The following is a 25,930-nucleotide window of genomic DNA, read 5'->3' as shown; positions in this document are numbered from 1 at the left end:
AAGTAATGAAAACTAGTCTTTTGTGGGTTAATAATGAAGATTAATAATTTCTCTAACGTCGTCGAGAAGCTTTATGAGTTTTCTGCTAAAATCAAAAGTCATTACATCACTTTCCTTTTTACCTTCTCTAATTAGGTTGTTAAAATGTATGGTTTCGTAATTGTAGCCAATGGTTGTATAGCCAAAATCCTTAATGTCTTCTTTACCATCAATAATTATTGAAACGGTTGTTGGCATATGAAACATAGTGTTTATTTTTATCGTTGCTTTTTCACAATAAAAAATGGCTTCGGTAGGATTATTTGAAATAAACGAGCTTTCTAAATGTGCATCACAATTATCATAATGGAAAACCATATTACAGGTAGAGTCTGCACCGTTTTCAAAAAAAGTAGCTTCTGCATCAATACTATTTGGCATGCCTAAAGTAGAAAGTGCAGTAAAAATAGGGTAGATGCCAATATCTAGCAAACTACCACCACCAAGTGATTTATTGTAAGTTCTGGACGTATTATCAAACGCTCTATGGAACCCAAAATCGCTTTCAACCTTCAAAATATTTCCGTAAGTTTTCTTTTCAAGAAGATCTAAAACATATTGATAATGCGGTAAAAAGTATGTCCATAAAGCTTCCATTAAGAGGGTGTTATTTTCTTTGGCGCAAGCAATCATGTCTTCAACTTCTTCAGCATCCATAGCAAAAGGTTTTTCACATAAAACGGCTATTCCTTTTTTTAAACACAACATGGTATTGTCTTTATGATACACGTGAGGTGTTGCGATATAAACCGCATCAACATTAGGGTCTTTTGCTAAATCTTCGTAAGTAGCATAGGCTTTTGTAGCACCGTATTTAGCTGCAAATTCATCAGCTTTTTCTTGAGTACGAGATGCTACAGCGTAAAGTTTAGCATCGTTAATAGTTAGTAAGTCTTCGGCAAATTTGCTGGCTATATTACCAAGCCCAATAATGCCCCAATTAATTGTTTGTTGTGATTGTTTTGTCATTTGGATTAATTAGTTGAAGTAAGCATGCAATACCAATAACTATGATGCAGCCTACAAAGTTTAACCATAAAAAAGGAAGGTTTATCATTTCGTATAAGTCTAATAGATATAAACCTATAACGATAACTTGGGTGATTAATGCCCCAATAAAAACAGCGTTTCCTTTTACGAATTTAAAGAAAAAAGCTAACAGGAAGATGCCTAAAACATTACCATAAAAAATAGAACCAATAATATTTACAAGTTGAATTAAATTTTCAGCAAGATTAGCAACACAAGCAACACCAATAGCTAAAATACCCCAAACAAACGTAAACCATCTTGAGGCTTTTACTTTTTCATCTTCAGTTTTTTCACCCGTATTTCTAATGTATAAATCTATTGTAGTTGTAGAACCTAAAGCATTTAATTCGCTAGCAGTACTAGACATTGCAGCACTTAAAATAACTGCCAATAATAAACCTATTAAGCCACGAGGTAGGTTGTTTAAAATGAAGTGTATAAAAACATAATCTTTATCGTTGCTTTCTATTTTTAAGTTCTGTTTTTCTGAAGCTTTGTCTATTAATGCTCTGGCTTCACTTCTTATTTCATCGTTGGCTTCATTAGCTATTGTTATATATTTTGAAGCTTCAGGGGTTTCAGAATTTATATAGGCTTCAATAATCTTTTGCTTATCGTTAAAAATGTCATGTTGTTCTTCTTGGAGTGCTTTGTAATCTTCAGCATACTCAGAATTTAAAACGACTTCAGTAGCTGTTGGATTAAAATTAATTGGAGCTTCATTAAATTGATAAAACACAAAAACCATGACACCAACCAATAAAATAAAGAATTGCATAGGTACTTTTAACAAGCCATTAAAAATTAAGCCTAATTGCATTTCTTTTACCGATTTACCTGAAAGATAACGTTGAACCTGACTCTGGTCTGTCCCGAAATAAGATAACATTAAAAACGTACCACCTATTATTCCGCTCCAAAACGTGTAACGATTATTTAAGTTGAACGAGAAATCTAAAACTTCCATTTTACCACTTGCTCCAGCAATTTCTAAAGCTTTTTTAAATGTAATATCCTGCGGAAGTTTATCTACAATTAGGAAGAAAGCGATTAGCATACCAATAAAAATAACCACCATTTGGTGTTTTTGAGTAACGTTTACAGCACGTGTTCCCCCCGAAACTGTGTAGATAATTACTAGAAATCCTATTATAATATTTAGCGTTAATAAATCCCAGCCTAACACTACCGATAAAATTATAGCAGGAGCAAAAATGGTTATTCCAGCTGCTAAACCACGTTGAATTAAAAACAAAATAGCTGCTAATGTTCTGGTTTTTAAATCGAATCTGTTTTCTAAAAATTCGTATGCGGTATAGACTTTTAAACGGTGATATAACGGAATAAAAACTATGCAAATAACTACCATGGCAATAGGTAATCCAAAATAAAACTGCACAAAGCCCATTCCATCGTTAAAAGCTTGTCCAGGTGTTGATAAAAAGGTAATCGCACTAGCTTGTGTAGCCATTACCGATAAACCAATGGTCCACCATTTAGATGTATTACCACCTTTTAAATAATCTTGTACATTTTTACTGCCACGGGTTTGATAAGTGCCATAAACTACTATAACCAATAACGTAACACAAAGCACAGACCAATCAATCCAATTTAAGACTTGCATAGGGTTAAAAGGCTTTGGTTATTAAGTAAAAAAGAATGAAATAAACAGCATTAGCAATTAAAACAATAGAGTAAAGTTTTAACCAAGGCTGTTTTGTTTCTTTGTTTTCAGGCATCTTTAATCGTTTAGTTTGGCTTCCAGTTGTAAATCTTCTTTACCAATAGAAAGCATATTGGCAAATAGTCTGTAGGCGCCAGAAACACCTTCTGGAAATTCTCTAAAAAAGCTTAAACCTGTATACATGTAATAACCTTTTCCATGTTTTGCAACCAGTAAGCTACCATCTTTTGGTGTTTCACCTTTATCGTTCATAGATAGAATAGGTGTGAACTCGCTAGACCATTCACCTGGGAAATACAATCCGCGTTCTTGAGTCCAACCTTCAAAATCTTGTTGCGTAATTTTATTTGGCGAATTTAATAACTCATGATTCGGATTTAAAAAACGGACTTCGGCATTTTCATCAGTTACTCTATCTCTAGAAAGTTTTAGTTCGTAAGGTGCAATTTGGTCAACTTTTAATCTGTAACTGGTATTGTACTGTACAATCATGTTTCCACCATCTGCTACAAAATCAAATAATTGCTGTTGCTTAAATTTTAATTCTTCTAGAGTGTTGTAGGCTCTTATTCCCACAACAATGGCATCAAATCTACTTAAAGTTTCAGTATTTATATCTTCAGGTTTAATAACTAAAACATTGTAACCTATTTGCTGTAAACTTTCTGGAACCACATCGCCTGCACCTTGAATATAGCCAATGTTTTCACCTTTCTTTTTGATGTCTAGACGTACAATTTTGCTTTCGCTTGGTAGTAAAACGGTTTGAAACGGAATGTGTTCGTAATCAATCTCAATTAGTTCTTTAGTATAATCTTTATCATCAATATGAACAATTGGGCCAATTAATCCTTCACTTTGATTTTTTGGCGGAATTACTGTAAAAACAAGAGTTTGTTCTTCGCCTTTATTGGCAATATTTACTTTTTGTTTTTCTGGATAAACACTCCAACCGTTTGGATGGCAAACTTCTACATAACCGTCTAAATTGTCTTTTCCAGCTTTAACAATAACTGTGATGTCTTGTTGTTGGTCGTTATTAAAAATGATGACTTTTTCAGTGATTTTAGCCGAAGCTTCAGGAATAATTTCAAATGGTCTGTATAACTCACCTTTATCTGGTTTTGAGTAACGTTGAATAATAGGTTTTGTGAATGATAAAGGCACATTATTAATTAAAAGATTAAACTCTATGTTAAGTACTCTTGGTGTTTCTGGTAATCCTATTAAATTAGGATTGTCTACCTGATACATACCTAAAGTTCCCTTTTTTGAAAGCCAATAAGGTGTTGTAGGATTGTCAGTTTTTATTTTTATAACCTCTTTAAAATCATATTTGTTATTGTTTTCAAGAGGAATGTTTTTTGAAATGGTTAAACCATTACTGTTTTTTAAACTTACCAGAGTTATAGGTAAATTGCTTCTGTTTAAAACTTCAATATTTAAATTAACATCTTCATTTTGAGTCACCCAATTTGTTTCAGCTGAAGCTTCTAAATACAAACCAGCACACATTTCAATAATAGCTTTTAACGCTTTTGTTTTTTGAGTTTTCCAGTGTTGGTCTTCTATTTTGTCAAGAAGCTTGTAGGCTTCAAGAAGTTGAGGTATTTGTTGCGATGGATTTGTAAAATCGAACTTTGTTTCAACGTCATATAAAATATCTCCAATAGCTTTTCCACCTTGAATTCTATTCCAAGAAGTGTCAATGCCATCAAAAATGTTTTTACTGTCTGATAAAGGTTCGCCTTTTAAAAATTCAATGTATTCATCTTGTGTACCACGTTGTGATAAACGCCCAAAACCTTGACATAAATGCTGACTACTAGCCAAAGATGCTAATTCATTATTTGATAAACCTTTAAGTGGATAGTAAGTGCCAATATTAAATTTTAGCATATTGCTTTTATCTACTTTATCAAAAGCTTCTCTACTGCCATAGCGCCACCAACTGGTGTTGTAAAATAATCGTTTAGGTTCCCAAAGACTGGTTTGGTTGAGTTGATTTGGATACGCAGAGCTATTGTTAGCTAAATCAAAAGCTTCAACACTTAACATAGCAGAACTGGTGTGGTGCCCGTGTGTGGTACCTGGTGTTCTGTGGTCAAACCTGTTAATAATGACGTCTGGTTTAAATTTTCTTATAGCTAAAACCACATCGCTTAACACTTGTTCTTTATTCCAAATTTCTAAAGTTTCGTCTGGATGCTTAGAATAACCAAAATCGTTAGCTCTGGTAAACATTTGTTCTCCACCGTCAATACGTCTTGCAGCTAATAGTTCTTGAGTTCTTATCACGCCTAAAAGTTCTCTTATTTCTGGACCAATAAGGTTTTGCCCGCCATCGCCTCGTGTTAACGATAAATAAGCAGTACGTGCTTTTTCGTGGTTAGACATGTAAGCTATAAGTCTGGTGTTTTCATCGTCTGGATGAGCGGCTATGTATAAAACCGATCCTAAAAAATTTAGTTTTTGTATCGCTTCGTATATCTCTGTAGAAGATGGTGCTTTGGGTTTTTGTGCTTGTAGATAAAGGCTTGTAAAAAGTAAAAGTACACTTAAAAATATTGGCTTTCGCATAAGTTTGTTTGGTTAACTAACAACCAAATATAAAAAAGAAACCAGCAGAATTGCTGGTTTTAATTTTTATTTAACGCTTTACTAATACTTAATTTAAATTCTCTTTTGATTTGATTTTTCAGGTTCAGCAGGAATAATGCTTCTTTGGTTTTGGTTGAAAAACAATTGTTGAATAGAATCCATACGCTTCATCATACTTTTTATTTCATCATCCTGATTCATAAAACCATCAAAGAAAAAGTTTTTGTGATTAAAGTGTCCTGTTATAGAATCGCGCTTAAAAAAATCATCAAAAAAGGAATCGTTAAATAATGAATGATTATTAAAATGACGTTGAAATTGCATTTTAATACTGTCGTTTAATTTGTTGCCAGATGAATAACTGTAGGAATAAATAGAATCGTAACGAGTTAAATTACCATGCTCGTCGTATTCCTTATTTACAGTAATGTTTTCATCTGGCTTAATAGTATTTGTTTCGCGTTTTTGTTTGTCTTGCCCAGAGCAATTAAAAAATAAAAGACAAAACAAAGGGATTAACTTAAGTGTTTTCATCTTAGTTGTATTTTTTAAATTAAACAAAATTGATATTCGTTCTTAAAAATTCAAAAAATATACCAAAAAGAGTAAATAAACTTATAGAGTTTTTTAAAATGTCAAGATGACAGAATTCACAAATTTCACTGTAATTGAGGTAGAGGATAGGTGTTGTTTATTGACTTCTAAAAAGCCAAAACATTTCCCCATTTTAAAAGATAAATTAACAACACTGTAATACCGCCACTAATGAATAATGCACCTGTCCAATAAAAAGTTCTAGTTCCCCAATTTTCCCACATCTTTTTACCATATTCTTTTTCACCAAAACCTCTAGTTATTTTCCAATAAAGAAAAGTGATTATTACAAAAAGCACTATTGCTATTAATATTATTGAAGCTTTTCCCATTTTGTTGAATTTTGGTTATAATTTTTAATTGATTGCAACGGTTTTAAACATCGTTTTTATTGTGTTGTTAAGTAACTAATTTAGCAAATACAAACCGAATATAAAATCCGTAGGATTTTCGAAAGCAGTAGAGTCTTAGCAATAAATTATAGACTATGTTAGCAATAGTACATTTGCTTTATAGTGATTCAATAAAACTATTGAATTCATTTATTAATCGAATATCATTTTTCCCTTCTATTGATGACTTTAGTAATTGAATGGTTAGTTCTTTTTCATCTCTAGGAAATTCATTTAAGATTTTTGGAGCAAAATTTTTTAAATTTGAAATTAGTATGTCATCAACATTTTGGTTTTGATTTTCTAAAAATGTCATTGTAGTATAGCCTAAAAGATACTGCTTTAAGCCTTTTATTCCTTGATTAAATCCTCTAACCCGTGTTTTGTAATTATAAGCATCCTTATCCAGAGAATTTATGAATTCATTGGATAGAGAAATAATTTTAATAGATTGATATCCGAGAGTAGCCGCTAACATAGCCTGTTTTTTAGAAATTGAATCCTGAGGTGCAATCAATTGTGATTTAAGGATTAAATTAATGTAGGTATAAGTAGGGGCTAGGGTTTCCATTTTATTTTTAGAACTAGAGTTTTCTGGTATTTTCGGAAAATCCTCATGATTTTCATACATATACTGCACTAATTTTGGACTGATATTATATGGTAATCCAGAGCTTATTTTTTTGGCTACGTTTTCTAATTCAAGTGCTGCTGTTTTATGATTGTAGTGTTTGTCAACAATTTGAGAAAAGGATTTTGTTGAAATTATAATTAGTATTTGAAGAAATACTAATTTAAAAGTCTTGGTGTGAGTCATTGTATTTTAATCTGATTAATAACTGATTGAAGTTAACTTTGTTTGGTCATTATTACTCCTAACGTTGTTGTGTATGGTTAGTTGCGTGTTTCAGCAACTAATTTAGTAAACAAAAACGAACGCGAGAAAATTCCGAAGGAATTTTCCAAATAAGCACTTGCCAAAGCAATTAATTATACACGTTGTTGTACACATTTTTTTAATTTTTCTTCAACATATTCAACGTCAGCATTGTATTCAAATTCTATTTTCTTAATAAGAATTAAGTTGTTTTTAGCTTCAGTACAATTTCCGATTGATAAGTAACTAAAAGCTTGGTTTATATAAGAAGCTAAAATAATTTCTTTATCATCACAATTTTTAATGACAAAGTCTAAAATTTTTATAGATTTTTCATATTCAGAAGTTTTGTAATAGACAAGTCCTAAATTGGAACTTGCAATAAAATAAGTTGAATCAGAAGCAGTAATTGATTTTTTTAAAAATTCAATTGATTTGTCATATTTTTTAAGAGCTAATGAATTCAATCCAATGTTGCTCATTATCGTGTAGTTATCAGGCTCGATTTCTAAAGCTTCATGGAAAATATTTTCCGCTTTTATGTTTTCTCCTTTTTTCGCGAATTCTACAGCAATACTATTCGTTTTGTTTGCTTCGGGATTTTTAAATATCTGATTTTTTATGGTCTTTTGACTAAAATTAACCTCAATAGTTTCATCTGAAGATTTATTATTTAAACAAGATATTACTAACAAGAAAAAAGGTAATATTAAATAATGTTTATTTTCTTTCATACAAATGTTTGGTTAAATTGTGTACAACATATGGATAAAGATAATACGTTTATCCACATTATATACCACCTCTAAAATAACTAAAAATTCTACAAAAATGAGTTAGCGTGCTAAAATAAAAGCCAGTAAATAATTACTGGCTTTTATTATTATTTATAAGCTTATAAGCTGTATGTAAACCCTAAATTTATATTTCTACCCATATTAAAAATACCATCTGGTTTTAAACGAGATAAATGATTAATGTAGCTCTTGTTAGTTAAATTATTACCTGAAATTGTAACAGATAATTCATTTTTAAATACTGAAAAACTTCCGCCTAAACCTGCACTTAAAAGATTATAACCATTAGTATTTGTCTCAAAAGGACTAACATTGTTTTGCTTAAATGTAGAACGTAGTTTTACGAAAGCATATCCGTTTTCAATCCAAGGTTTTTCAAACTCTATTCTAACAATATTGGTTAAACTATTGGCAGGAATTAATGGTAAATAATTGCCATTATTTTGTTTTCCTGTTACGGTTTCGAAACTCGATTCAAAATGCAACCAATCTAAAGGATGAGGATGTAAATGAAAACCAAACTCACCTCCGTAAAGTTTTGCATCGTCTTGTAAATATAGAAAAACAGGATCTCCATCAACAAAAGTTCCGTCTGGCGATAAGAAAATATAATTATTCACTTTGTTATAAAACCCGTTAGCAAACAACTCTATATGTTCGTTTTGAAACTCTAATGCGAGGTCTGTTTGAAAATTCTGTTCACTTTTTAAATTACTATTTCCTATTTCGTAACGGTTTGTGCCTTCGTGAGATCCGTTAGATGTTAATTCAGATAAATTGGGAGCTCTAAAACCAGTTGCTAAGTTTATTCGGGTGGTTATATTTTCTGTTAAGTTTGTTTTAACTCCTAAAGCTCCATTAAAACTATTAAAGCTTTTATTAAGTCCAGAAGCAACATCTACGTAACGATTATCATAACGCGCACCTAGTTGTACATCGGCTTTATCAAAATGAATATGAGAAGTTGCTAAAACACCAAAATCGTTGGTAGTAGCATCAGGTATCAATTCTTCTTCTCCATAATTTGAATTCACTTGATTCATTCCTTGAACTCCAACAATAGTCTCAAATTTGCCCAATTTTGGTAAGCTATATTTCACATCATAATTAGCCGTTTTAAGTTTCATGTGAAGTGCTGCTTCTAAAACTTCATCTTCATCATGCTCTTCATGTTCTTCTTCTTCTTCTTCTTCCTCATGATGTTCTTCAAATTCTTTTCTGTCGTTATAAATAAAACCTAAGTTAATATCCAATTTAGAGTCGTTAAAAAATAAAGTGGACTTTGAACTAAATACATGATTAGTGATATCTTGATACGGTAGCAGCGGTGTTTTGTTTTTAGATTGTACTCCAACTTCTTCTGGAATTCCTAATTTAGAATGGTTTATGTTATAGCGAAACTCAGTTTTAAAACTATTAATTTGATAGCCAACACCAGCTTTAAAATCTTGTTCTCTAAAACGAGTATTGGTAACTCTATAATCCTTAGTTTCATAATCGGCATGCTCAGTTAAATTTCCTCTAAATAAAAATTTAAAATGTTCTCCTGATGATTTAAAACCTACACTTGTACTATATCCCAAGGTGTTGCTATAAAAATCGCCTCTAAAATCTCCTGATGATTCGTTGTTATTTGCAAAACGCTCTGGGTTTAAATACAACACACCACCAAGAGCATCACTTCCGTAAAGTAAAGATGCAGGCCCTTTTATAACTTCTACGCTTTCAATTCCGGTACTATTAACACCTAAACCATGCTCGTCTCCAAATTGCTGATTTTCTAATCGAATACCTTGTGTATAAACTAAAACTCGGTTTGAACTTAAGCCTCTAATTACTGGTTTTCCAATACTTAATCCAGTTGTTACACTTTCTACACCGGCAATATTTGTAATACCATCAGATAATGTTACAGCGCCATTGGCTTTTAAATCTTTAAGACTTCGTTGTTCAACTTTCATTACATTATCACTCTGTAATTTATGGAATGGTGTAGAAATGATAATGCTTTCCATTTCAATGGCAGTAGGAACTAAATTAATTTTTATTTCATCATTAGATGGAATAGTTATTAATAATGATTGGGTTTTATAACCCACCATAGAAAATAGGATGTTGTAATTTCCAGATGATAAATTTTCGACAATAAACTTTCCGTTTTCATTAGTTGTAGTGCCTTTTTCAAGTTCGGGAAAGTATATGTTTACAAATTCTAATTTTTCATTTGTGTTGGCATCTGTTATAATACCGTGTATTTTATTTTGACTATATATGTTAGTAATTGCCAATAATAGCAATATGTTTAAAAATAGTTTCATATATGAATTTATTTAATTTAATAATGATTTAAGCTGAAAATGATTTCAGCATATTTTAATACTATTAAATTAAAGCAGGTGGTCCACGGAGCGAAAAGTGTAAACGTTGAAATTTACTTAAGAAATTATATTGTGAAACAATTTCTATGTCTTTTTCTTGAGGAGAAAATAATTGTAAATAAGTTTGATTAAATGTGAAGTTTTGATTGAGCTGAAATTTATGAAACTCACAATCTAAATCTACTTCATGAATGTGAGTTGTAGTATCATCTAAACAAACTTTATGCGAATGATGCACAAAAACGTGAGTAAATTTTACAACAGTAGGAACAAACAGGCTTAAAACTAAAACTAGCGTAATAAGTTTAAAAATGATATGTTCCTTAATGTGTTTCACTACTCTATAAATCGTTTAAGACCAATTCTGGTTAGCATCTTTTTTTCAAAGTTCCAGAAAAATTTATGTTGCCCAAATAGCCACCCAAAAAACACCAATAGAAATTGATACATGATAAAAAGTAAAACTATACGTAGTATCCAATAACTATAAACTCCAAAACTCTCGGTAGTAATATTTAAAAAGTTTAAAATAGGTTTGCCAATATATGAAGCTGTAGAGCCTGTTACAGCAAATACTATTAAAATAACAACAACTTGCCAATTATTATCAATACCCCAGCGTTTTTTTAATTTTTCCAAATTTGCAATTTTGATGCAAAAATACAGAAAAGAATTTTAAATTCTTGGTACAAACGGACCTAACCTCTGGTTATAAGTTAATTGAAAATAAATGAAGTAGTTATATAGTTTATAATTTACCTCATAGCCATAATCAATACCTTGTTGGTAATTAATTTGTAATTCGTACAAGTTTGGATTAAAACGCTGCGGTTGCATAACACGTTGATTCCATTCAGTTACATACAAATAATTTCTATTCTCCAGAAATTGTTGTGAATAGTAACCTTCTGGTCTTGCAGTACTAACTAGCCAAGTATTAAATCCAGGTTCTATGATGATTATCTGGTATTCTAAATCATCATTAGCAATAGTAACGGTGTCATTATCTTTAACACTCTCTAACCGTTCATCTTTTTGGTTTGTGGTAGTTTTAGTTGTATTACAATTAAAAACAAATGCACAAAGAAGTAATATGTATATTGTATTTTTCATGAATCTTATGAGTTTAATTTTATAAAGCAAATTTATAACACATCATTTAGTCTTTAAATAAAGAATGAGTTAACTGTTGTTTTGGTTGAGTAAACTGTCCGTAAAACTAAAATTACAAAAACCGTTCCTTAAATACTTGTTTTTAAGTGTTTTTAACACAAAAAAAGAGTCAAGCTTTTTAGCTTGACTCTTTTAAAGATTTTATAATAAGAAAGTCTGTTATCTTTTACCAAAAAGACCACCTAGTAAACCACCAAGGCCACCTTTCTTCTTTCCTCCGCCTAATACCATTCCAGCAACATCATCAATTACACTTCCGTCACCATCAGCATCTAAAATAGACTCTAAAAAGCTTTGTTCTTGTTGAGCAGAATTTCCACCTAATAAACCACCAAGTAAACCTTCAATACCGCTTGGGTTGCTTACATTTTGTTGTCTGGTTTGTTTTCCTAAAACACCCATTAAAATTGGTGCTGCTACTTTTAATATTTGTGCTACAGAACCTGCATCCATTCCTGCTTTAGCTCCTAATGTTTGTTCAACACGTTGTTGTTTTCCTCCTAAAACGTGTCCTAAAATTTTACTACCATCGTTTAGAACATCAGAGTTTACACCACCGCCAAATAAGCCACCTAAGTTATCAAGTATGCTTCCGTCATGTTTGCTGTTTAATGCTCCTAATAAGCCTTCTGCTCCTTGAGGAGTTGAAGCATTACGTTTCATTGCTTGCATTAAAACAGGTAAAGCCATTGTTAAAACATCTTGTGTTTTGTTTTGAGGCTGATTGGTTTGTCCAGCAACACCACTAATGATAGTTTTTCCTAGGTCACTGTTTAATAAATCTAAAATTCCAGACATAATAATATAGTTTAATTTTAATAAAGTTAATAAAAATAGGATGCTTAATGTACAAAAAAAGTCCTAACGTTTATAGTTAGGACTCAAATATAACGATTAGGTCACATTTTGTTTTTAGTCTACCCAAGTATACTAATAATTTGTGATGCTAATTCTGTACCAATTCTATCTTGAGCTTCGTTTGTTGCTGCTCCTGTATGTGGAGTTAAAGACAATGCTGGATTCATTAATAACTGCATTTCTGGTTTAGGTTCTTTTTCAAAAACATCTAAAGCAGCTCTTGCAACTTTACCACTTTCTATAGCTTTAACAAGTGCCACTTCGTTAAGTACACCACCACGTGCTGCATTAGCGATAATAACACCATCTTTCATCATATTGAATTCTGCTTCATCAATCACATATTCTTTTTGTGCAGGAACGTGTAATGTGATAAAGTCGGCTTGTTTTAAAACATCTTCTTTAGAAATGGTTTCTATCTCAAAACTTACTTTTTGTCCATCAAAAAAGTCTAATTCTAAATTAGCTTTTTCTAAAAATGGATCGAAAGCCACTACTTTCATGCCTGCTCCTAAGGCTACTTTAGCTGTAGCTTGACCAATACGACCAAAACCTAAAACACCTAAAGTTTTTCCTTTAAGCTCAGTTCCTTTAGCATAAGCTTTCTTTAAACCTTTAAAGTTGCTATCACCTTCAAGAGGCATTTCTCTGTTTGCATTATGTAAAAAACGTGCTAAACCATATAAGTGTCCAAAAACTAATTCTGCTACAGAATGAGAAGACGCTGCAGGTGTATTAATTACGCTTAACCCTTTTTCGCGAGCATATTCTACATCAATATTATCCATACCAACACCACCACGACCAATAATTTTTAATCCTGGGCAAGCATCAATTAAATCTTTACGTACTGTTGTAGCACTACGTACTAATAAAACAGCAATATCATTTTCGTTTATGTAGTTAATTAATTGTTCTTGAGCAACAGTAGTTGTAATTACTTCGTGCCCAGCTTTTTCCAATGCATCAATTCCACTTTGTGAAACACCATCGTTTGCTAATACTTTCATTTATTTAAGTTAAAAGTTAAAAGTTAAAAGTTAAAAGTTCTGTGAACATTCAATAATTCAACTTTAAATTAAATTTTATTATTTTGGGTTTGAGTAAACACTGAGTACAGCCAATATTTACAACAAACTTATTAAGCTTTACTTTCTAATTCACTCATTATTTCTACAACAACTTTTACACTATCTAAAGGTAATGCGTTGTACATTGACGCTCTGTAACCACCAACACTTCTGTGACCATTTAATCCGTTAACCCCAGCTTCTTTAAGCATAGTTTCAAAAGTTTCTTTTAGGTTTTCATTTTCAAGAGTAAAAGTAGCATTCATGTTAGAACGATCTTCTCTTACAGCAAAACCTTTAAATAACGGATTCAAATCAATTTCAGAATACATTAAGCGTGCTTTCTTTTCATTTTCTTTTTCAATAGCCGCAATGCCACCAAGATCTTTTAACCATTCAAGTGTTAACATAGACGTGTAAACCGCAAATACAGGAGGCGTATTAAACATACTCCCTTTACTGATATGCGTTTTATAATCCATCATTGATGGAATTTTACGAGATACTTTTCCTAAAATATCTTCTTTAACTACTACTAGAGTTGTTCCTGCTGGACCCATATTTTTTTGAGCACCTGCATATATTAAATCAAATTTTGAAAAATCTAACGTTCTAGAAAAAATATCGCTACTCATATCACAAACCATAGGGATTGGTGAGTTTGGGAATTCTTTCATTTGTGTACCAAAAATGGTATTGTTAGACGTACAGTGGAAATAATCGTAATCCTCAGGAATATCATATCCTTTAGGAATATAGTTGTAATTAGCATCTTTTGATGATGCTACTTCATATACATCATCGTAAATTCTAGCTTCTTTTATGGCTTTATCTGCCCATGTACCAGAGTTTAAATAACCAGCTCTTTTTTCTAAAAGGTTTAAAGCAACCATTAGAAATTGAGTACTCGCGCCACCTTGTAAAAATAAAGCTTTGTAACCCTTGCCTTCTAAACCAAGTAGTTCTAAAACCAATGCGCGCGCATTTTCCATAATATCTACAAACGCTTTACTTCTGTGAGATATTTCTATTAAAGATAAACCGCTGTTATCTAAATCCATTACAGCCTCTGACGCTTTTAATAACACGCTTTGAGGTAAAATACATGGTCCTGCACTAAAGTTATGTTTTTTCATTATTATGTTTTGAAATTTAAAGATGTAAAGGTGCTAATTAATTGGGTATTTCCTGTTAAAAAATTAATAATTTTTTCATCAAATTGCTAACAAAAATTCAACAGAATCGATACTATCTGCATAATCCCAAAGTTTAGGTTTTTGAGTCGCTCCAAAGGCGATTTCATTTTCTGTAAAACCATTGGAAACGATACATTGAATTTGTTGCTTTTCTTGTTCTAATTTTTGTTTTAAACTATCTGTGTCTTTATAATATTCGTAAAATAAGGTAGCAATTGGGGATGCATAACTTGTATCTTCTTTAATCATAAAGAAACCGTTTTCAAGCATATCAAATTCACTCATTAAATAAACGGCTTTGTTATAATCGTAATTATTGGCATATTTTGCTTTATCAACAATTGGATGCCAATGATACATGGCTTCAAAAAACGCATCAAATTTATAACCTTTTGGAACAAAAAGTTTTGAAACATTTCTGCAGCCTAACCCATAGTATCTAAAAATATCTTCCGATAGGTTTTTTAAATCTTCAGGAGTTTCATTACCAGTTAATATAGCTACCGAATTTCTATTGTTTCTTATTATTGAAGGCTTACTTTTAAAATAATATTCAAAATAACGCGCTGTATTGTTACTTCCGGTGGCAATAACCGCATCAAAATTTTCTAGTTTTTCTTCGGTAAAAGTTATTTTGCCTTTAAAATCAGGTTCAACATACTCTAAATATTTTGCTAAATAGGGTAGTAGGTGTTTGTCGTTTGATGACTGTTTTATCAACACAGAATGCCCTGTAATTAAAACTGAAAGAAAATCGTGAAACCCAACTAACGGAATATTTCCTGCCATTATAATAGCTACCTGTTTTGGTGTGGAAACATTAATGTCATAAGCTTTCAACCAAGTGTTGATGTTTTCGTGAGTTAAAGCTTTATTCCAAGAAGCAAAAGCAAACTTTATATTTTCCTGTGTAAACCAACCATTATGCTCTTCAGCTAACTTTAGTTGGTGTTTAAAACCATCAAAGAATAAATTGTTGTGATTAACATTATCATCCTTTTGTACAGCTTCATTAGAAAATTGCCCTAAAAATTCTCCTAATTTTACAAAAGCGTTAATTCTTTGTTGTAATTGCATTCTAATTTGGTTATGAATGGTTTTGGCTTTATTTTTGCAACTGCAAATTTAAGGAAACTATAGAGAGTTCTTGAATTTTAAAAATAAAAATTACTATGGCAATTATAATAACAGACGAATGTATTAATTGTGGTGCTTGCGAACCAGAGTGCCCAAATACTGCAATATATGAAGGTGCCGATGATTGGCGCTATAAAGATGGTACAAGTTTAGAAGGTAAAATTGTACTTACTAACGGTAATGAGGTAGATGCTGATGAAGCACAAGAGCCTGTAAGTGATGAGGTTTACTACATCGTTCCCGATAAATGTACGGAGTGTAAAGGCTTTCATGACGAGCCACAATGTGCTGCAGTTTGTCCTGTAGATTGTTGTGTGCCTGATGAAGACCATGTTGAAACCGAAGAAGAGCTTTTAGCTAAACAACGTTTTATGCATCCAGAAGATTAAATTAATATTTAATTACAATTGATAAATAATATTTAATCCTGAGCATTTTGCTCAGGATTTTTTTGTTAAATAAAACTAAAATAGCCTGTAATAAATGGTTAAATTAGCATAGTGAATTCGCTTAAAATAATTAAAGATTTTTTTTAGATGTTGATTGGTAAATTGGAAGTATGAAAACAAAAAAAGTAGAGGAGGAATTAAGACAGATTTTAGAGGTTATAATTGATAATGAATCTGCAATTGAATCACAAATAGTACAAGTTCATGACGATTATAAATTAAGTGCTAAAAACTTTTTTAGGTATCTTATTTTAAGAAGTTTTGATTTAAGAAAGTATCACGAGACATTATCAGATATTGGTTTGTCTTCATTAAGAACAGGAGAAGGCTATGTGTTTAGTAATCTATATAACGTTGTTAGAAATCTATGCCTTGTTTTAGAGCACCCTTTTAATGTAGATACAAATATTGAAATTATAGGCTACGGTAAAAGCAAAAAATTACTAAAAAAGCACGCCAACAGTTTATTCAACACAATTAAAAGAAAACACTTTACAGAAATAATGGTTACCATTCCAGTTGAAGCTGCCGAGGATAAACAAATTATCCGGGATATGGTTTTAAACGGTATGGAAATAGCAAGAATTAATTTAAGTCATGGCGATTTAAGTATCTGGACTAAAATTATTGCAATTATTCGTGAAGTTTCTAATGAAACGGATAGAGCTGTAAAGATTTATATGGATTTATCTGGGCCAAAAATAAGAACCGCAAAAATTGAAATACTTAGCAAAAAAGGGAAAGTTAAAAATGGTATTCCAATTCGAGTGGGTGAGTATGTTATTTTAACCAAAAGAGAAACCTTAGGTAAGAAATCTAAATTCGGAAAAAATAACGAACAACTTGAAAAAGCCGAAGTTGGCGTTTTATTACATCAAATTATTGATGATGTAAAAGTAGGTGATGTTTTATTTTTTGACGATGGCATGATAAAATCTAAAGTGGTATCAAAAAAAGAAGACGAGATTGAAATAATTATTACAGACTGTTATAAATCAAAATTATCTTCCTTTAAAGGTATAAACCTGCCCGATACGGTACTTAATTTACCAGCTTTAACCGCCAGAGATATAGAGTTACTCCCTTTTATTTGTAAACATGCAGATATTGTAGGCTACTCGTTTGTACGCACCGCTGAAGACGTAAAACATTTGTATAACGAGCTTAATAAATATAAGGCATGTGATTTAGGAGTTGTTTTTAAAATTGAAAATAGAGAAGCTTTTGAAAATTTACCCAATATATTAATTGAAGGAATGAAAAGGGGTAAAATAGGCGTTATGATTGCTCGAGGAGATTTAGCTATAGAAATAGGTTTTGAACGAATTTCTGAAGTGCAAAACCAAATATTATGGTTATGCGAAGCAGCGCACGTACCTGTAATTTGGGCAACTCAAGTGCTTGAAAATTTGGCTAAAACCGGTATACCAACCCGTGCAGAAATAAGTGATGCTACTCAAGGCGCACAAGCAGAATGCATTATGCTAAATAAAGGCCCGCATATTAACGAAGCCATAAAAATTCTTGATGAAGTACTTATAAGAATGGAAGGGCATTTGTTTAAAAAGAAAAATGAGCTAAGGCCACTTAATGTAGCTAAAACAGCTATAGAAAACTTTACAAGTATAAAAACTGCATTGGTTAAAGAAGATTAGTTTTTTTGTTTACAACTCTTAATAACTTCGCTTTCAATAGTGTGGCATTTCTATTAATTTAGCTTGTTAGTGGGTGTAATTGGTTTTTAATGAGTGAAGTAGAAGTGTGAAATGATTCATATCCCTTAGTTGTGCTTAATTAGAAAAAACTACCGAAATTGGACACTTTAAATGCAATCAGAGAGCAAATAACAGAGATAAGAGAATTATCTTCTGCTGTGACTTTAGATAAAGTTCTAATTCATATTGAACGTGCTGAATTTTTCTACAAAGAGGGAAGATTAAATGGAGATGAAAACTATTTTACAGATGTAATCTACAGAACTAATCAAGCTTTTGAGGGAAGTTTAAGGCAATCATATATGATTTTAGCTGAAAAATCTGAAAGTCAAGCTAACAATAAGCGAACTGTTGATATTGAGGATTTCTTTGAGACAAATTCAATATTTAATGAACGTGTTCTTCACTTTTTTAAAAATTACAGACAAGAATGGAGGAATAAGTCAACTCACGATTTTAAACTATTCTTTGACCAAAGTGAGGCATTTTTAGCTATTGTAAACGTTTCGGCTTACATATATGTTTTATTAAATCAAATCATTGAAAAACTTGCTTTTGATAACGAGAAAGAAAGACTTAAAAATGAAAAGGAAAAGCAGAAGTTAATTCAAGCAATTATTAAAAAACCTGATTTAGATTTACACGAAAAAATAGTTGAATTAATAAAAGAGTTTTCTACAGAAAATAAACTTTTAAATTCTAACACTAAAGAACTTGAATTGATTGGAATGTTTAGTGCTTTTATCAAAACTGCATCGAAAGAAATTGAAGTAAAAACTGACGTTAAACATTCTGACAAAAACAGAAGTTACAGATTGGATATGTTGGTCGAATTAGGGAAAGAAAAACTAATAATTGAATTCAAACGACCTTCAATTAGACAAACTCATTCTCACGAAGACCAACTATTGGATTATCTAACTGCAACCAAAATTGAACAAGGTATTTTATGGTATCCAAAAAATGTTCCGAGCTCAAATTTTTTAGAAATTGATACTATGGCACATTTCGGAAAAGAAATTTATTATACGACAACGATAAAATAACTAAGCACAACAATGTGTATAATTCATTGCTAGTTATAGCTTACTTACGAAAGTCCTCGCGGACTTTCTATCTGTGATTTATTCGCTAACTTTAATGCTTAAACAGGCAACGAAATCATACACTAGACCGTTGTAACTTATTTAGATGAAAAAAACAGATTTTAACATAAATATTTCAAACCCAAACTCTCATTTAAGTTTAGACAAAGATGATATTAAAACTCTAGATAATATTTTAAAAGAACTACTCAAAAAAGAAAATGAACCAAATCAGCAATTAGAATTATTAACTAATACTTCTATGAAATATTTGAGAAGACTGAATGAAGATGGTTTAGTAAATTTTCAATTTGATGCAAATTATCAACTAAAAAACCCAGAAATCACAAAAAAAGGTTACGAGTTTTTAAAATTTGGAGGATATTCAAAACTATCTTCTAAATGGAAAATTAATCTAAAAAAGATATTATATGATCCTTGGACAATTGCAATTTTTGGCGGTTTAATTGTCGGCTATATATTATTATTTAGTAATTCCTCGATAGAAAATACAAGTAATCATTCTAATAAATTAGTTAAACCTTTAGTAAGAGTTGAACCCTATCGAATTACTACAAATATGGATAGTTTTACAACAATTGACAGTTTAGAGATTGAATTTACCTATCAAGGAACTAAAAGTATTATAAATGAAAATTTTAGAATTGTCAATTATGAATTTTATGACAAGCCATATATTTTAAAAGAAGCTCAAGGGTTTGAAATGAAACCTGAAATTAATCTTTTAGAAACATTTATTTCAAATCCAATAATAGATTCGGTAAATACAAAAGAATCTGTAATACTCCAGATTAAAAGAAAAATGCTTCTTAGTGGAAATAGAATTGCTTATTTTGAAAAAGAAGATAAAGAGATTTTAGGAGTTATTAATATTGCATTTGATTATGTATTAAATGATTCTGTTGTTAAAGATAGTATTATGACAAAAATCTATTTTGAAAAGGAATAATTTAAAAAACAAGTTACAACAACGTGTATAATTAATTGTTTGGTTCACTGCCGACTTACGAAAATTCCGCTGGAATTTTCTATCTGTGATTTGTTTGCTAAATTAGTTGCTGAAACACGCAACTAACCATAGATAAAACCGTTGTATGCAATTTGAACAAACTTTACTCTAACAATGAGAAACCTTATACTATTTTTATTTTTTTTACCTATATCTGCAATAAGTCAAACCATTACGCAGATTGAGTCTTTACAAAGTTTGTATATAGAAACTTACAATGGCACAACTAAATTAAGTAGCGCAACAGGTTTTATTATCAAATCAAAAACTCAAAATTATTTAGTTACAAATTATCATGTTATAACTAATAAAAATCCTTTCAACAATAAATGGCTTGACCCAAAAAAACCTGTAGCACCTAATAAAATTGTAATACTTCACAATGCAGATAGTTTGGGAACTTATATTTTGAAAACTGAACATTTATTTGATAAATTAGGCAATAAATTATGGCATGAAAATAAAATAAAGAATGAATATGTTGACGTAATTGAATTACCTTTAAAAGATACTCTTGGAGTAAAAACTTATCCAGTTAATTATAAAAAATCAGCGTATGACGAAGTCCAAATAACAACTACTGATAGAGTATTCATTTTAGGATTTCCCAGAGGTGTGAGAAGTTTTCCTGCATTTCCTGTATGGAAATCTGGACTAATTGCATCTGAACCAGATTTTGATCAAGAAGGAAAGCCAATAATGTGGGTTGACGCTATAACTTTCCCAGGAATGTCTGGTTCCCCAGTTTATTTTAAAAGTAATCAAATGGTAAAACTTAAAAATGGCAAAAATGCATTTGTAACTGGTCAATCAAAATTTATGGGAGTCTTTTCACATTCACATAAACTTTACATCTATGGTGCATTATGGAAAGCATCATATTTGGAAAAAATATTTGATAGTTTACCTTAAAAACTGCATACAACAACGTGTGTAATTAATTGCTTTGGCAAATGTTTATTTGGAAAATCCTACGTATTTTCAATAGATTCATTTCCTTTGGCTATTTTAATGAAAGACTCGCAACTACCATACATAAACACGTCAGTGGTCATTAAACAGGCGTGATATATTGAAATTGGATTGAAAAATATGATTTAGAAATACTAATAGTACAACTATGCTAACCGATATTAATCCGAAATTACCTATGCGTGATAAAAATGTTACTAGAACATTTTATGTAAATAAGCTAGGATTTAAAGAAATAAGCGATTATGAAGGGTATTTAATGGTTAGAAAAGATAAAATAGAAATTCATTTCTTTGAATTTAAAGAACTTGCTCCTGAAGATAATTACGGACAAGTTTATATTAGAACTGATGATATCGACAATTTTTACCAAACATTATTAAATAATAACGTAACTATTCACCCAAATGGGAAATTGGAATCTAAACCTTGGGGACAAAAGGAATTCTCTATACTTGATCCAGATACCAACCTATTGACATTTGGTCAAAGCATTTAAGAAAATTAAAAAGAATCACCAATAACGTTTATTATTAATTGCTTCTATTTTTTTATCAAACCTCGTGTTTTAGAATGACTAAACCACATCCAAAACTGAATAAAAATTCTATCTAATCCTCAACCTTAAAATCTTTCATTTCCTGTAAAGGCGCTAAAGTGTTTTCGTTTTCCCAAATAGTGTTTTCAAATTCGTTTAAAACCGTGTAAGGCGCTACTTTGTTTTGTTTTATAGCTACAAAATCGTTTAAACTTAATTTATTATTTGCTGTAAATAGTATTTCTTCTTTATTACGGTTATTACCTTCAATTTTAAAACTAAACCCCACTTTATTTCTGGCTCTGCTATTTTCAATAAACTTTATATCGCGACTTACATAAAAATAACTACCTGTAGTGCGTTTTAAATATTTTGGATGGTATTTGTTTTCGCTGTTTTTTTCAAATAAAAGCAAGCCTTCGCTAACGTTAGCAATGTATTTTATACCTAAAATAAGTTTTAAATTTAGCTTTTCGCCATGTCTTTTTTTGTAATAAGTGTAATCAACTCGCGTAATGGCATAACTATCGTTTGCTACATACAATTTACCACTATATTTTGCTTTTCCTTTTCTGGGAGTAAATGTAATTACATAGTTTAATTCGCCATTGTTATAAATAATATCTTCATAAACATAATCATATAAACTAGAGTTTAAAAGCTTGTTTAAAAACGAGTCTTTGTAAAACTGCCCACGACGTAGTAAACTTTTGGTTTCGTTATTTAAATGGTTTAAATCAAATTCGTGTTTTTCTTCCTCTTCTTTAAATTCATCATCATTTAAAGACAGAGAATCTTCAATTTTAAAAATGCCAGTTTTTAATTTATAGGTTTTTGTAGTATCCAGATATTTTAAAATAACACTTTGTGCTTTGGTTTGTATATCTTCTACTTCAAAGTCGTTTTTATAATCTATAAGTTTTGTAGCTTTTGTAACTACAATTTTACTACTGTCTTTGTTTAAGCTGTAAAGTTCGCCTTTAAAATCGGTGAAATGTTTCATATCACTTTCGCGTATTTTTTTGGATAAGGCACTTAAACTAGCATTAGCGTCTTCAAGATTCTTCTTTTTTACATGCGAAGCTTTTTCAATTTCAAAGTCTAGACTTTGAAAATCTACATAATCTGTTGTTCTATGAAATATATTGTATTTGTTAAGATTGGAGTCGTAATTATCGTCAATTTTGGCAATAACTCTTGCGATTATTGAGTCGGCATTAGGTTTTTTATTGCTAATATAAACCTCGTTAAGTTGGTTTATAGCTTCACTTAATGCAATTATATAATTTAAAGCTTTTAAATCTTGAATGTTTACTGTTTTGTTTTGATAACCTAAACACGAAATAGTAATGGTTTTAAGGTTGTTACTATCTGTGTTTATGGTAAAATAACCTTCTTCATTAGAAATTACACCACTATATTCTCCAGTTTTAATATTGGCAAACGGAATGGGACTTTTGCTATTCTGGTCTATTAACTTAGTTGTTATATTTTGTGAAAATGTATAAAAGCAACTAAAACAAATTATAAATAATAGGGTTATTTTTTTCATTTATGATGGTTTATATTTAATAAACGATTTAAGCCTAAAAATGTTACAAAAAATAACAAAGGAAATGGTTACATTTGCACCGCAAAAATCTCAGTAAATTATGAAAGCAGGTATTGTAGGATTACCAAATGTTGGAAAATCAACACTTTTTAATTGTTTGTCAAACGCTAAAGCGCAAAGTGCAAACTTTCCGTTTTGTACTATAGAACCAAATATAGGTGTGGTAAATGTGCCAGATAAACGTTTAGAAAAATTAGAATCTTTGGTAAATCCAGAGCGTGTAATTCCAGCAACTGTTGAGATTGTTGATATTGCAGGATTAGTAAAAGGGGCAAGTAAAGGTGAAGGTTTAGGAAATCAGTTTCTAGCAAACATTCGCGAAACCGATGCTATTTTACACGTTTTACGCTGTTTTGATAATGATAACATTGTGCATGTTGATGGTAATGTAAATCCTATTAGAGATAAAGAAACCATCGATATGGAATTGCAGCTAAAAGATTTAGAAACTGTTGAAAAGAAGCTTGATAAAGTAAAGCGAGCTGCCAAAACAGGAAATAAAGATGCTCAAAAAGAAGAAGCTGTTTTATTGAAAATAAAAGCAGGTTTAGAAGCAGGAACATCAGTAAGAGCTTTAGAATTTAGTGAGGATGATGATAACGATTTTGTAAAACCATCGCAATTTATAACTGATAAACCTGTTATGTATGTATGTAATGTAGATGAAGAATCTGCGGTTTCTGGGAATACGTATGTTGAGCAAGTTAAAGAGGCTGTAAAAGATGAAAGTGCTGAGGTATTAGTGCTTGCTGTAGGTACAGAAGCAGATATAAATGAGTTAGATGATTATGAAGAGCGCCAAATGTTTTTACAGGATATTGGGTTAGACGAACCAGGTTCTGCTAAATTAATTCGTTCTGCATACAAGCTTTTAAATCAGCAAACCTACTTTACTGCCGGAGTAAAAGAAGTTCGTGCTTGGACAGTTGATATTGGAGCTACTGCGCCACAAGCAGCGGGTGTAATACATACCGATTTTGAAAAAGGTTTTATTCGTGCTGAAGTTATAGCTTATGATGATTATGTAAATTACGGTAGTGAAGCTAAAGTAAAAGAGGCTGGAAAAATGCGTGTTGAAGGTAAAAACTATATTGTTAAGGATGGTGATGTAATGCATTTCTTGTTTAATGTGTAATGCCTATAATTGAGCTACATACTACAATAGATTCTGATATCAAAACTTGTTTTGATTTAGCACGCGATGTAGATTTTTATCAAAAAAACCTAAAACATTCTAAAGAAATTGCATTAGCTGGAAGAACCACTGGTTTAGTAGAACTTAACGACTATGTAACATGGGAAGCTAATTATATGGGGTTTGTTCAACATCTAACGTTGAAAATTACTGAATTTGAAGCCCCAAATTTATTTGTAGATGAATTGGCATTTGGAGCTTATAAATCTTACAGGCATGAGCACCTCTTCCGCGAAAGCGATGATAAAACTATAATGACTGATAGGTTTTATTTTGAATTACCTTATGGAATTTTAGGCAAGTTTGTAAATTGGATTTTTTTAAAAAGTTACATGACTAAACTTTTAAAAACCAGAAATTCTTTCTTAAAAGAGAAAGCAGAAAGTCTTTAGGTTTAAACAATCTTTTTGGGATATTTATTACTGAACATCGTAATCCTCAAGTTTTTTTAAAAAGTATTTAGTAATACCATTCTACCTTCGTTTTATGCAAACAACAAGGCATTTTTGGTTAGGTATTATTATTGGTGTTTTAGGAATTGTTCTTTTTTCCTCAAAAGCGGTTATGGTAAAACTCACTTATAATTATCAAGTTGATGCTATTAGTGTTTTGTTGTTAAGAATGTTGTTTTCTTTCCCCTTTTATATCATTATTGCTTATATATATCGTAATAAAAATAACGATGTAAAAATTAAAAATAAAGATTATGTGTGGGTTGTGTTTTTTGGTTTTGTTGGGTATTATTTAGCAAGTTATTTTGACTTTGTTGGGCTTACCTATATTAAAGCGAGTTTAGAACGAATTATATTGTTTCTATATCCAACTATTGTTTTACTTTTAAATAGATTGTTTTTAAAACAACCTATTACAAAAACTCAAGCTGGAGCCATTGGATTAACTTATTTAGGTATTGTTATTGCATTTTCTGATGAAGTTGCTATCTCTGGTACAGATACTTACTTAGGAGGTTTTTTTATACTTCTAAGTGCTATAACTTATGCTTCATATTTAGTAGGTAGCGGTTGGTTAATTCCAAAATTTGGTGTTGTTAAATTTACGGCTTATGCTATGCTTGTTTCTTGCATTTGTGTATTTATTCATTATTCTATTATTAGCAAAATTAGTCTATTTAGTTTTGCATGGGAAGTTTATGTTTTGGGGTTTTTAATAGCAGTTTTTGCTACTGTAATTCCATCTTTTTTAGTGTCGATTTCAATTAAAATGATTAGTTCTTCAAATTTTGCTATAGTTGCAGGTATAGGTCCAATTTCCACAATAATTTTAGCCGCAATTTTTTTGAATGAAACGCTAACTCTACTTCAGTTAATAGGTGCTTTAATAGTTATTGTTGGAATTCTATTGGTATCCTTAAAAAAGAACTAAAAAAACATAAATTTTATTCAGTGTTATGCAGTTCATCGATTTGTGTACGACAGATATATGAATTTATAATCCAAAACCATTTTTGTATTCGTAAATAATCTTAGTTCAATAAGATTAAAC

Annotated in this window: 25 protein-coding genes; 9 read left to right on the top strand and 16 right to left on the bottom strand. The window is 30.8% G+C overall.

Going from position 1 to position 25,930, the window contains the following annotated elements; translation table 11 throughout:
- Positions 1 to 27: 27 nt before the first annotated feature.
- From MBM09_RS11805 to MBM09_RS11735, 15 genes are all read right to left on the bottom strand, one after another.
- The gene (locus MBM09_RS11805; RefSeq protein WP_238673932.1) at positions 28 to 1,008 is read right to left on the bottom strand and encodes a Gfo/Idh/MocA family protein; all 981 of its coding nucleotides are present in this window, start codon (positions 1,006 to 1,008) and stop codon (positions 28 to 30) included.
- Positions 980 to 2,698 carry a sodium:solute symporter gene (locus MBM09_RS11800; protein ID WP_238673931.1) on the bottom strand — a complete coding sequence of 573 codons (1,719 nt, stop codon included), beginning with the start codon at positions 2,696 to 2,698 and terminating at the stop codon, positions 980 to 982. Before MBM09_RS11800 ends, MBM09_RS11805 begins: the two co-directional genes overlap by 29 nt.
- 117 nt (positions 2,699 to 2,815) lie before the next feature.
- On the bottom strand, positions 2,816 to 5,338 hold the full coding sequence (locus MBM09_RS11795) for a PIG-L family deacetylase (RefSeq protein WP_238673930.1): 2,523 nt from the start codon (positions 5,336 to 5,338) through the stop codon (positions 2,816 to 2,818).
- Positions 5,339 to 5,431: 93 nt separating this feature from the next.
- Complete coding sequence (locus tag MBM09_RS11790; protein ID WP_238673929.1) at positions 5,432 to 5,893, bottom strand: hypothetical protein; 462 nt, start codon at positions 5,891 to 5,893, stop codon at positions 5,432 to 5,434.
- Positions 5,894 to 6,060: 167 nt separating this feature from the next.
- Positions 6,061 to 6,285 carry a hypothetical protein gene (locus tag MBM09_RS11785; RefSeq protein WP_238673928.1) on the bottom strand — a complete coding sequence of 75 codons (225 nt, stop codon included), beginning with the start codon at positions 6,283 to 6,285 and terminating at the stop codon, positions 6,061 to 6,063.
- A gap of 178 nt (positions 6,286 to 6,463) precedes the next feature.
- Positions 6,464 to 7,162: a hypothetical protein gene (locus MBM09_RS11780; RefSeq protein WP_238673927.1), complete on the bottom strand. Its 699-nt coding sequence runs from the start codon at positions 7,160 to 7,162 to the stop codon at positions 6,464 to 6,466.
- Between the two features lie 173 nt (positions 7,163 to 7,335).
- Positions 7,336 to 7,956 (bottom strand): tetratricopeptide repeat protein, encoded by a 621-nt coding sequence (locus MBM09_RS11775; protein WP_238673926.1) that lies wholly within the window; start codon positions 7,954 to 7,956, stop codon positions 7,336 to 7,338.
- Between the two features lie 161 nt (positions 7,957 to 8,117).
- Complete coding sequence (locus MBM09_RS11770) at positions 8,118 to 10,337, bottom strand: TonB-dependent receptor (RefSeq protein WP_238673925.1); 2,220 nt, start codon at positions 10,335 to 10,337, stop codon at positions 8,118 to 8,120.
- Positions 10,338 to 10,401: 64 nt separating this feature from the next.
- Entirely contained in the window at positions 10,402 to 10,734 is a 333-nt protein-coding gene (locus tag MBM09_RS11765; RefSeq protein WP_238673924.1) for a hypothetical protein, read from the bottom strand.
- Positions 10,734 to 11,036 (bottom strand): DUF6787 family protein, encoded by a 303-nt coding sequence (locus MBM09_RS11760; RefSeq protein WP_238673923.1) that lies wholly within the window; start codon positions 11,034 to 11,036, stop codon positions 10,734 to 10,736. Before MBM09_RS11760 ends, MBM09_RS11765 begins: the two co-directional genes overlap by 1 nt.
- Positions 11,037 to 11,072: 36 nt before the next feature.
- Complete coding sequence (locus MBM09_RS11755) at positions 11,073 to 11,510, bottom strand: DUF6146 family protein (protein ID WP_238673922.1); 438 nt, start codon at positions 11,508 to 11,510, stop codon at positions 11,073 to 11,075.
- Positions 11,511 to 11,729: 219 nt separating this feature from the next.
- Complete coding sequence (locus MBM09_RS11750) at positions 11,730 to 12,368, bottom strand: DUF937 domain-containing protein (protein WP_238673921.1); 639 nt, start codon at positions 12,366 to 12,368, stop codon at positions 11,730 to 11,732.
- A gap of 119 nt (positions 12,369 to 12,487) precedes the next feature.
- Positions 12,488 to 13,438: a D-2-hydroxyacid dehydrogenase gene (locus MBM09_RS11745; protein WP_238673920.1), complete on the bottom strand. Its 951-nt coding sequence runs from the start codon at positions 13,436 to 13,438 to the stop codon at positions 12,488 to 12,490.
- Positions 13,439 to 13,569: 131 nt separating this feature from the next.
- Positions 13,570 to 14,634 carry a 3-phosphoserine/phosphohydroxythreonine transaminase gene (gene serC, locus MBM09_RS11740; protein ID WP_238673919.1) on the bottom strand — a complete coding sequence of 355 codons (1,065 nt, stop codon included), beginning with the start codon at positions 14,632 to 14,634 and terminating at the stop codon, positions 13,570 to 13,572.
- A 78-nt stretch (positions 14,635 to 14,712) separates the two neighbouring features.
- Positions 14,713 to 15,771, bottom strand: a complete 1,059-nt coding sequence (locus MBM09_RS11735) for an acyl-CoA reductase (protein ID WP_238673918.1) — start codon at positions 15,769 to 15,771, stop codon at positions 14,713 to 14,715.
- 95 nt (positions 15,772 to 15,866) lie between these two features.
- Here MBM09_RS11735 and MBM09_RS11730 point away from each other — a divergent pair, with 95 nt between their 5' ends.
- The 6 genes from MBM09_RS11730 (at position 15,867) to MBM09_RS11705 (ending at position 21,581) form a co-directional block, all read left to right on the top strand.
- Entirely contained in the window at positions 15,867 to 16,220 is a 354-nt protein-coding gene (locus tag MBM09_RS11730; RefSeq protein ID WP_238673917.1) for a 4Fe-4S dicluster domain-containing protein, read from the top strand.
- Between the two features lie 170 nt (positions 16,221 to 16,390).
- Positions 16,391 to 17,935, top strand: coding sequence for a pyruvate kinase (locus MBM09_RS11725; RefSeq protein ID WP_238673916.1), 1,545 nt, complete (start codon positions 16,391 to 16,393; stop codon positions 17,933 to 17,935).
- Between the two features lie 158 nt (positions 17,936 to 18,093).
- Positions 18,094 to 19,041 (top strand): GxxExxY protein, encoded by a 948-nt coding sequence (locus tag MBM09_RS11720; protein ID WP_238673915.1) that lies wholly within the window; start codon positions 18,094 to 18,096, stop codon positions 19,039 to 19,041.
- A gap of 145 nt (positions 19,042 to 19,186) precedes the next feature.
- Complete coding sequence (locus MBM09_RS11715; protein ID WP_238673914.1) at positions 19,187 to 20,050, top strand: hypothetical protein; 864 nt, start codon at positions 19,187 to 19,189, stop codon at positions 20,048 to 20,050.
- 174 nt (positions 20,051 to 20,224) lie between these two features.
- Entirely contained in the window at positions 20,225 to 21,022 is a 798-nt protein-coding gene (locus MBM09_RS11710) for a serine protease (protein WP_238673913.1), read from the top strand.
- Positions 21,023 to 21,230: 208 nt separating this feature from the next.
- On the top strand, positions 21,231 to 21,581 hold the full coding sequence (locus MBM09_RS11705) for a VOC family protein (protein ID WP_238673912.1): 351 nt from the start codon (positions 21,231 to 21,233) through the stop codon (positions 21,579 to 21,581).
- Between the two features lie 112 nt (positions 21,582 to 21,693).
- On the opposite strand, the gene MBM09_RS11700 is transcribed toward MBM09_RS11705, so the two are convergent.
- Entirely contained in the window at positions 21,694 to 23,172 is a 1,479-nt protein-coding gene (locus MBM09_RS11700; RefSeq protein WP_238673911.1) for a carboxypeptidase-like regulatory domain-containing protein, read from the bottom strand.
- A 100-nt stretch (positions 23,173 to 23,272) separates the two neighbouring features.
- On the opposite strand from MBM09_RS11700, the gene ychF reads away from it, so the two are divergent.
- The 3 genes from ychF (at position 23,273) to MBM09_RS11685 (ending at position 25,810) form a co-directional block, all read left to right on the top strand.
- Positions 23,273 to 24,367 carry a redox-regulated ATPase YchF gene (gene ychF, locus MBM09_RS11695; protein WP_238673910.1) on the top strand — a complete coding sequence of 365 codons (1,095 nt, stop codon included), beginning with the start codon at positions 23,273 to 23,275 and terminating at the stop codon, positions 24,365 to 24,367.
- The gene (locus MBM09_RS11690; RefSeq protein WP_238673909.1) at positions 24,367 to 24,819 is read left to right on the top strand and encodes an SRPBCC family protein; all 453 of its coding nucleotides are present in this window, start codon (positions 24,367 to 24,369) and stop codon (positions 24,817 to 24,819) included. Before ychF ends, MBM09_RS11690 begins: the two co-directional genes overlap by 1 nt.
- 94 nt (positions 24,820 to 24,913) lie before the next feature.
- On the top strand, positions 24,914 to 25,810 hold the full coding sequence (locus MBM09_RS11685; RefSeq protein ID WP_238673908.1) for a DMT family transporter: 897 nt from the start codon (positions 24,914 to 24,916) through the stop codon (positions 25,808 to 25,810).
- Positions 25,811 to 25,930 lie beyond the last annotated feature (120 nt).

Source organism: Flaviramulus sp. BrNp1-15, assembly GCF_022259695.1.
Classification (GTDB): Bacteria; Bacteroidota; Bacteroidia; order Flavobacteriales; family Flavobacteriaceae; genus BrNp1-15.
This window is presented reverse-complemented; position numbering and strand designations above follow the sequence as displayed.

What these genes read in the sequence shown, in the direction of transcription:
- MBM09_RS11805 (WP_238673932.1), bottom strand. Translation starts at nt 1,008, where the DNA reads ATGACAAAACAATCACAACAAACAATTAATTGGGGCATTATTGGGCTT.
- MBM09_RS11800 (WP_238673931.1), bottom strand. Translation starts at nt 2,698, where the DNA reads ATGCAAGTCTTAAATTGGATTGATTGGTCTGTGCTTTGTGTTACGTTA.
- MBM09_RS11795 (WP_238673930.1), bottom strand. Translation starts at nt 5,338, where the DNA reads ATGCGAAAGCCAATATTTTTAAGTGTACTTTTACTTTTTACAAGCCTT.
- MBM09_RS11790 (WP_238673929.1), bottom strand. Translation starts at nt 5,893, where the DNA reads ATGAAAACACTTAAGTTAATCCCTTTGTTTTGTCTTTTATTTTTTAAT.
- MBM09_RS11785 (WP_238673928.1), bottom strand. Translation starts at nt 6,285, where the DNA reads ATGGGAAAAGCTTCAATAATATTAATAGCAATAGTGCTTTTTGTAATA.
- MBM09_RS11780 (WP_238673927.1), bottom strand. Translation starts at nt 7,162, where the DNA reads ATGACTCACACCAAGACTTTTAAATTAGTATTTCTTCAAATACTAATT.
- MBM09_RS11775 (WP_238673926.1), bottom strand. Translation starts at nt 7,956, where the DNA reads ATGAAAGAAAATAAACATTATTTAATATTACCTTTTTTCTTGTTAGTA.
- MBM09_RS11770 (WP_238673925.1), bottom strand. Translation starts at nt 10,337, where the DNA reads ATGAAACTATTTTTAAACATATTGCTATTATTGGCAATTACTAACATA.
- MBM09_RS11755 (WP_238673922.1), bottom strand. Translation starts at nt 11,510, where the DNA reads ATGAAAAATACAATATACATATTACTTCTTTGTGCATTTGTTTTTAAT.
- MBM09_RS11750 (WP_238673921.1), bottom strand. Translation starts at nt 12,368, where the DNA reads ATGTCTGGAATTTTAGATTTATTAAACAGTGACCTAGGAAAAACTATC.
- MBM09_RS11745 (WP_238673920.1), bottom strand. Translation starts at nt 13,438, where the DNA reads ATGAAAGTATTAGCAAACGATGGTGTTTCACAAAGTGGAATTGATGCA.
- serC (WP_238673919.1), bottom strand. Translation starts at nt 14,634, where the DNA reads ATGAAAAAACATAACTTTAGTGCAGGACCATGTATTTTACCTCAAAGC.
- MBM09_RS11735 (WP_238673918.1), bottom strand. Translation starts at nt 15,771, where the DNA reads ATGCAATTACAACAAAGAATTAACGCTTTTGTAAAATTAGGAGAATTT.
- MBM09_RS11730 (WP_238673917.1), top strand. Translation starts at nt 15,867, where the DNA reads ATGGCAATTATAATAACAGACGAATGTATTAATTGTGGTGCTTGCGAA.
- MBM09_RS11725 (WP_238673916.1), top strand. Translation starts at nt 16,391, where the DNA reads ATGAAAACAAAAAAAGTAGAGGAGGAATTAAGACAGATTTTAGAGGTT.
- MBM09_RS11715 (WP_238673914.1), top strand. Translation starts at nt 19,187, where the DNA reads ATGAAAAAAACAGATTTTAACATAAATATTTCAAACCCAAACTCTCAT.
- MBM09_RS11710 (WP_238673913.1), top strand. Translation starts at nt 20,225, where the DNA reads ATGAGAAACCTTATACTATTTTTATTTTTTTTACCTATATCTGCAATA.
- MBM09_RS11705 (WP_238673912.1), top strand. Translation starts at nt 21,231, where the DNA reads ATGCTAACCGATATTAATCCGAAATTACCTATGCGTGATAAAAATGTT.
- MBM09_RS11700 (WP_238673911.1), bottom strand. Translation starts at nt 23,172, where the DNA reads ATGAAAAAAATAACCCTATTATTTATAATTTGTTTTAGTTGCTTTTAT.
- ychF (WP_238673910.1), top strand. Translation starts at nt 23,273, where the DNA reads ATGAAAGCAGGTATTGTAGGATTACCAAATGTTGGAAAATCAACACTT.
- MBM09_RS11690 (WP_238673909.1), top strand. Translation starts at nt 24,367, where the DNA reads ATGCCTATAATTGAGCTACATACTACAATAGATTCTGATATCAAAACT.
- MBM09_RS11685 (WP_238673908.1), top strand. Translation starts at nt 24,914, where the DNA reads ATGCAAACAACAAGGCATTTTTGGTTAGGTATTATTATTGGTGTTTTA.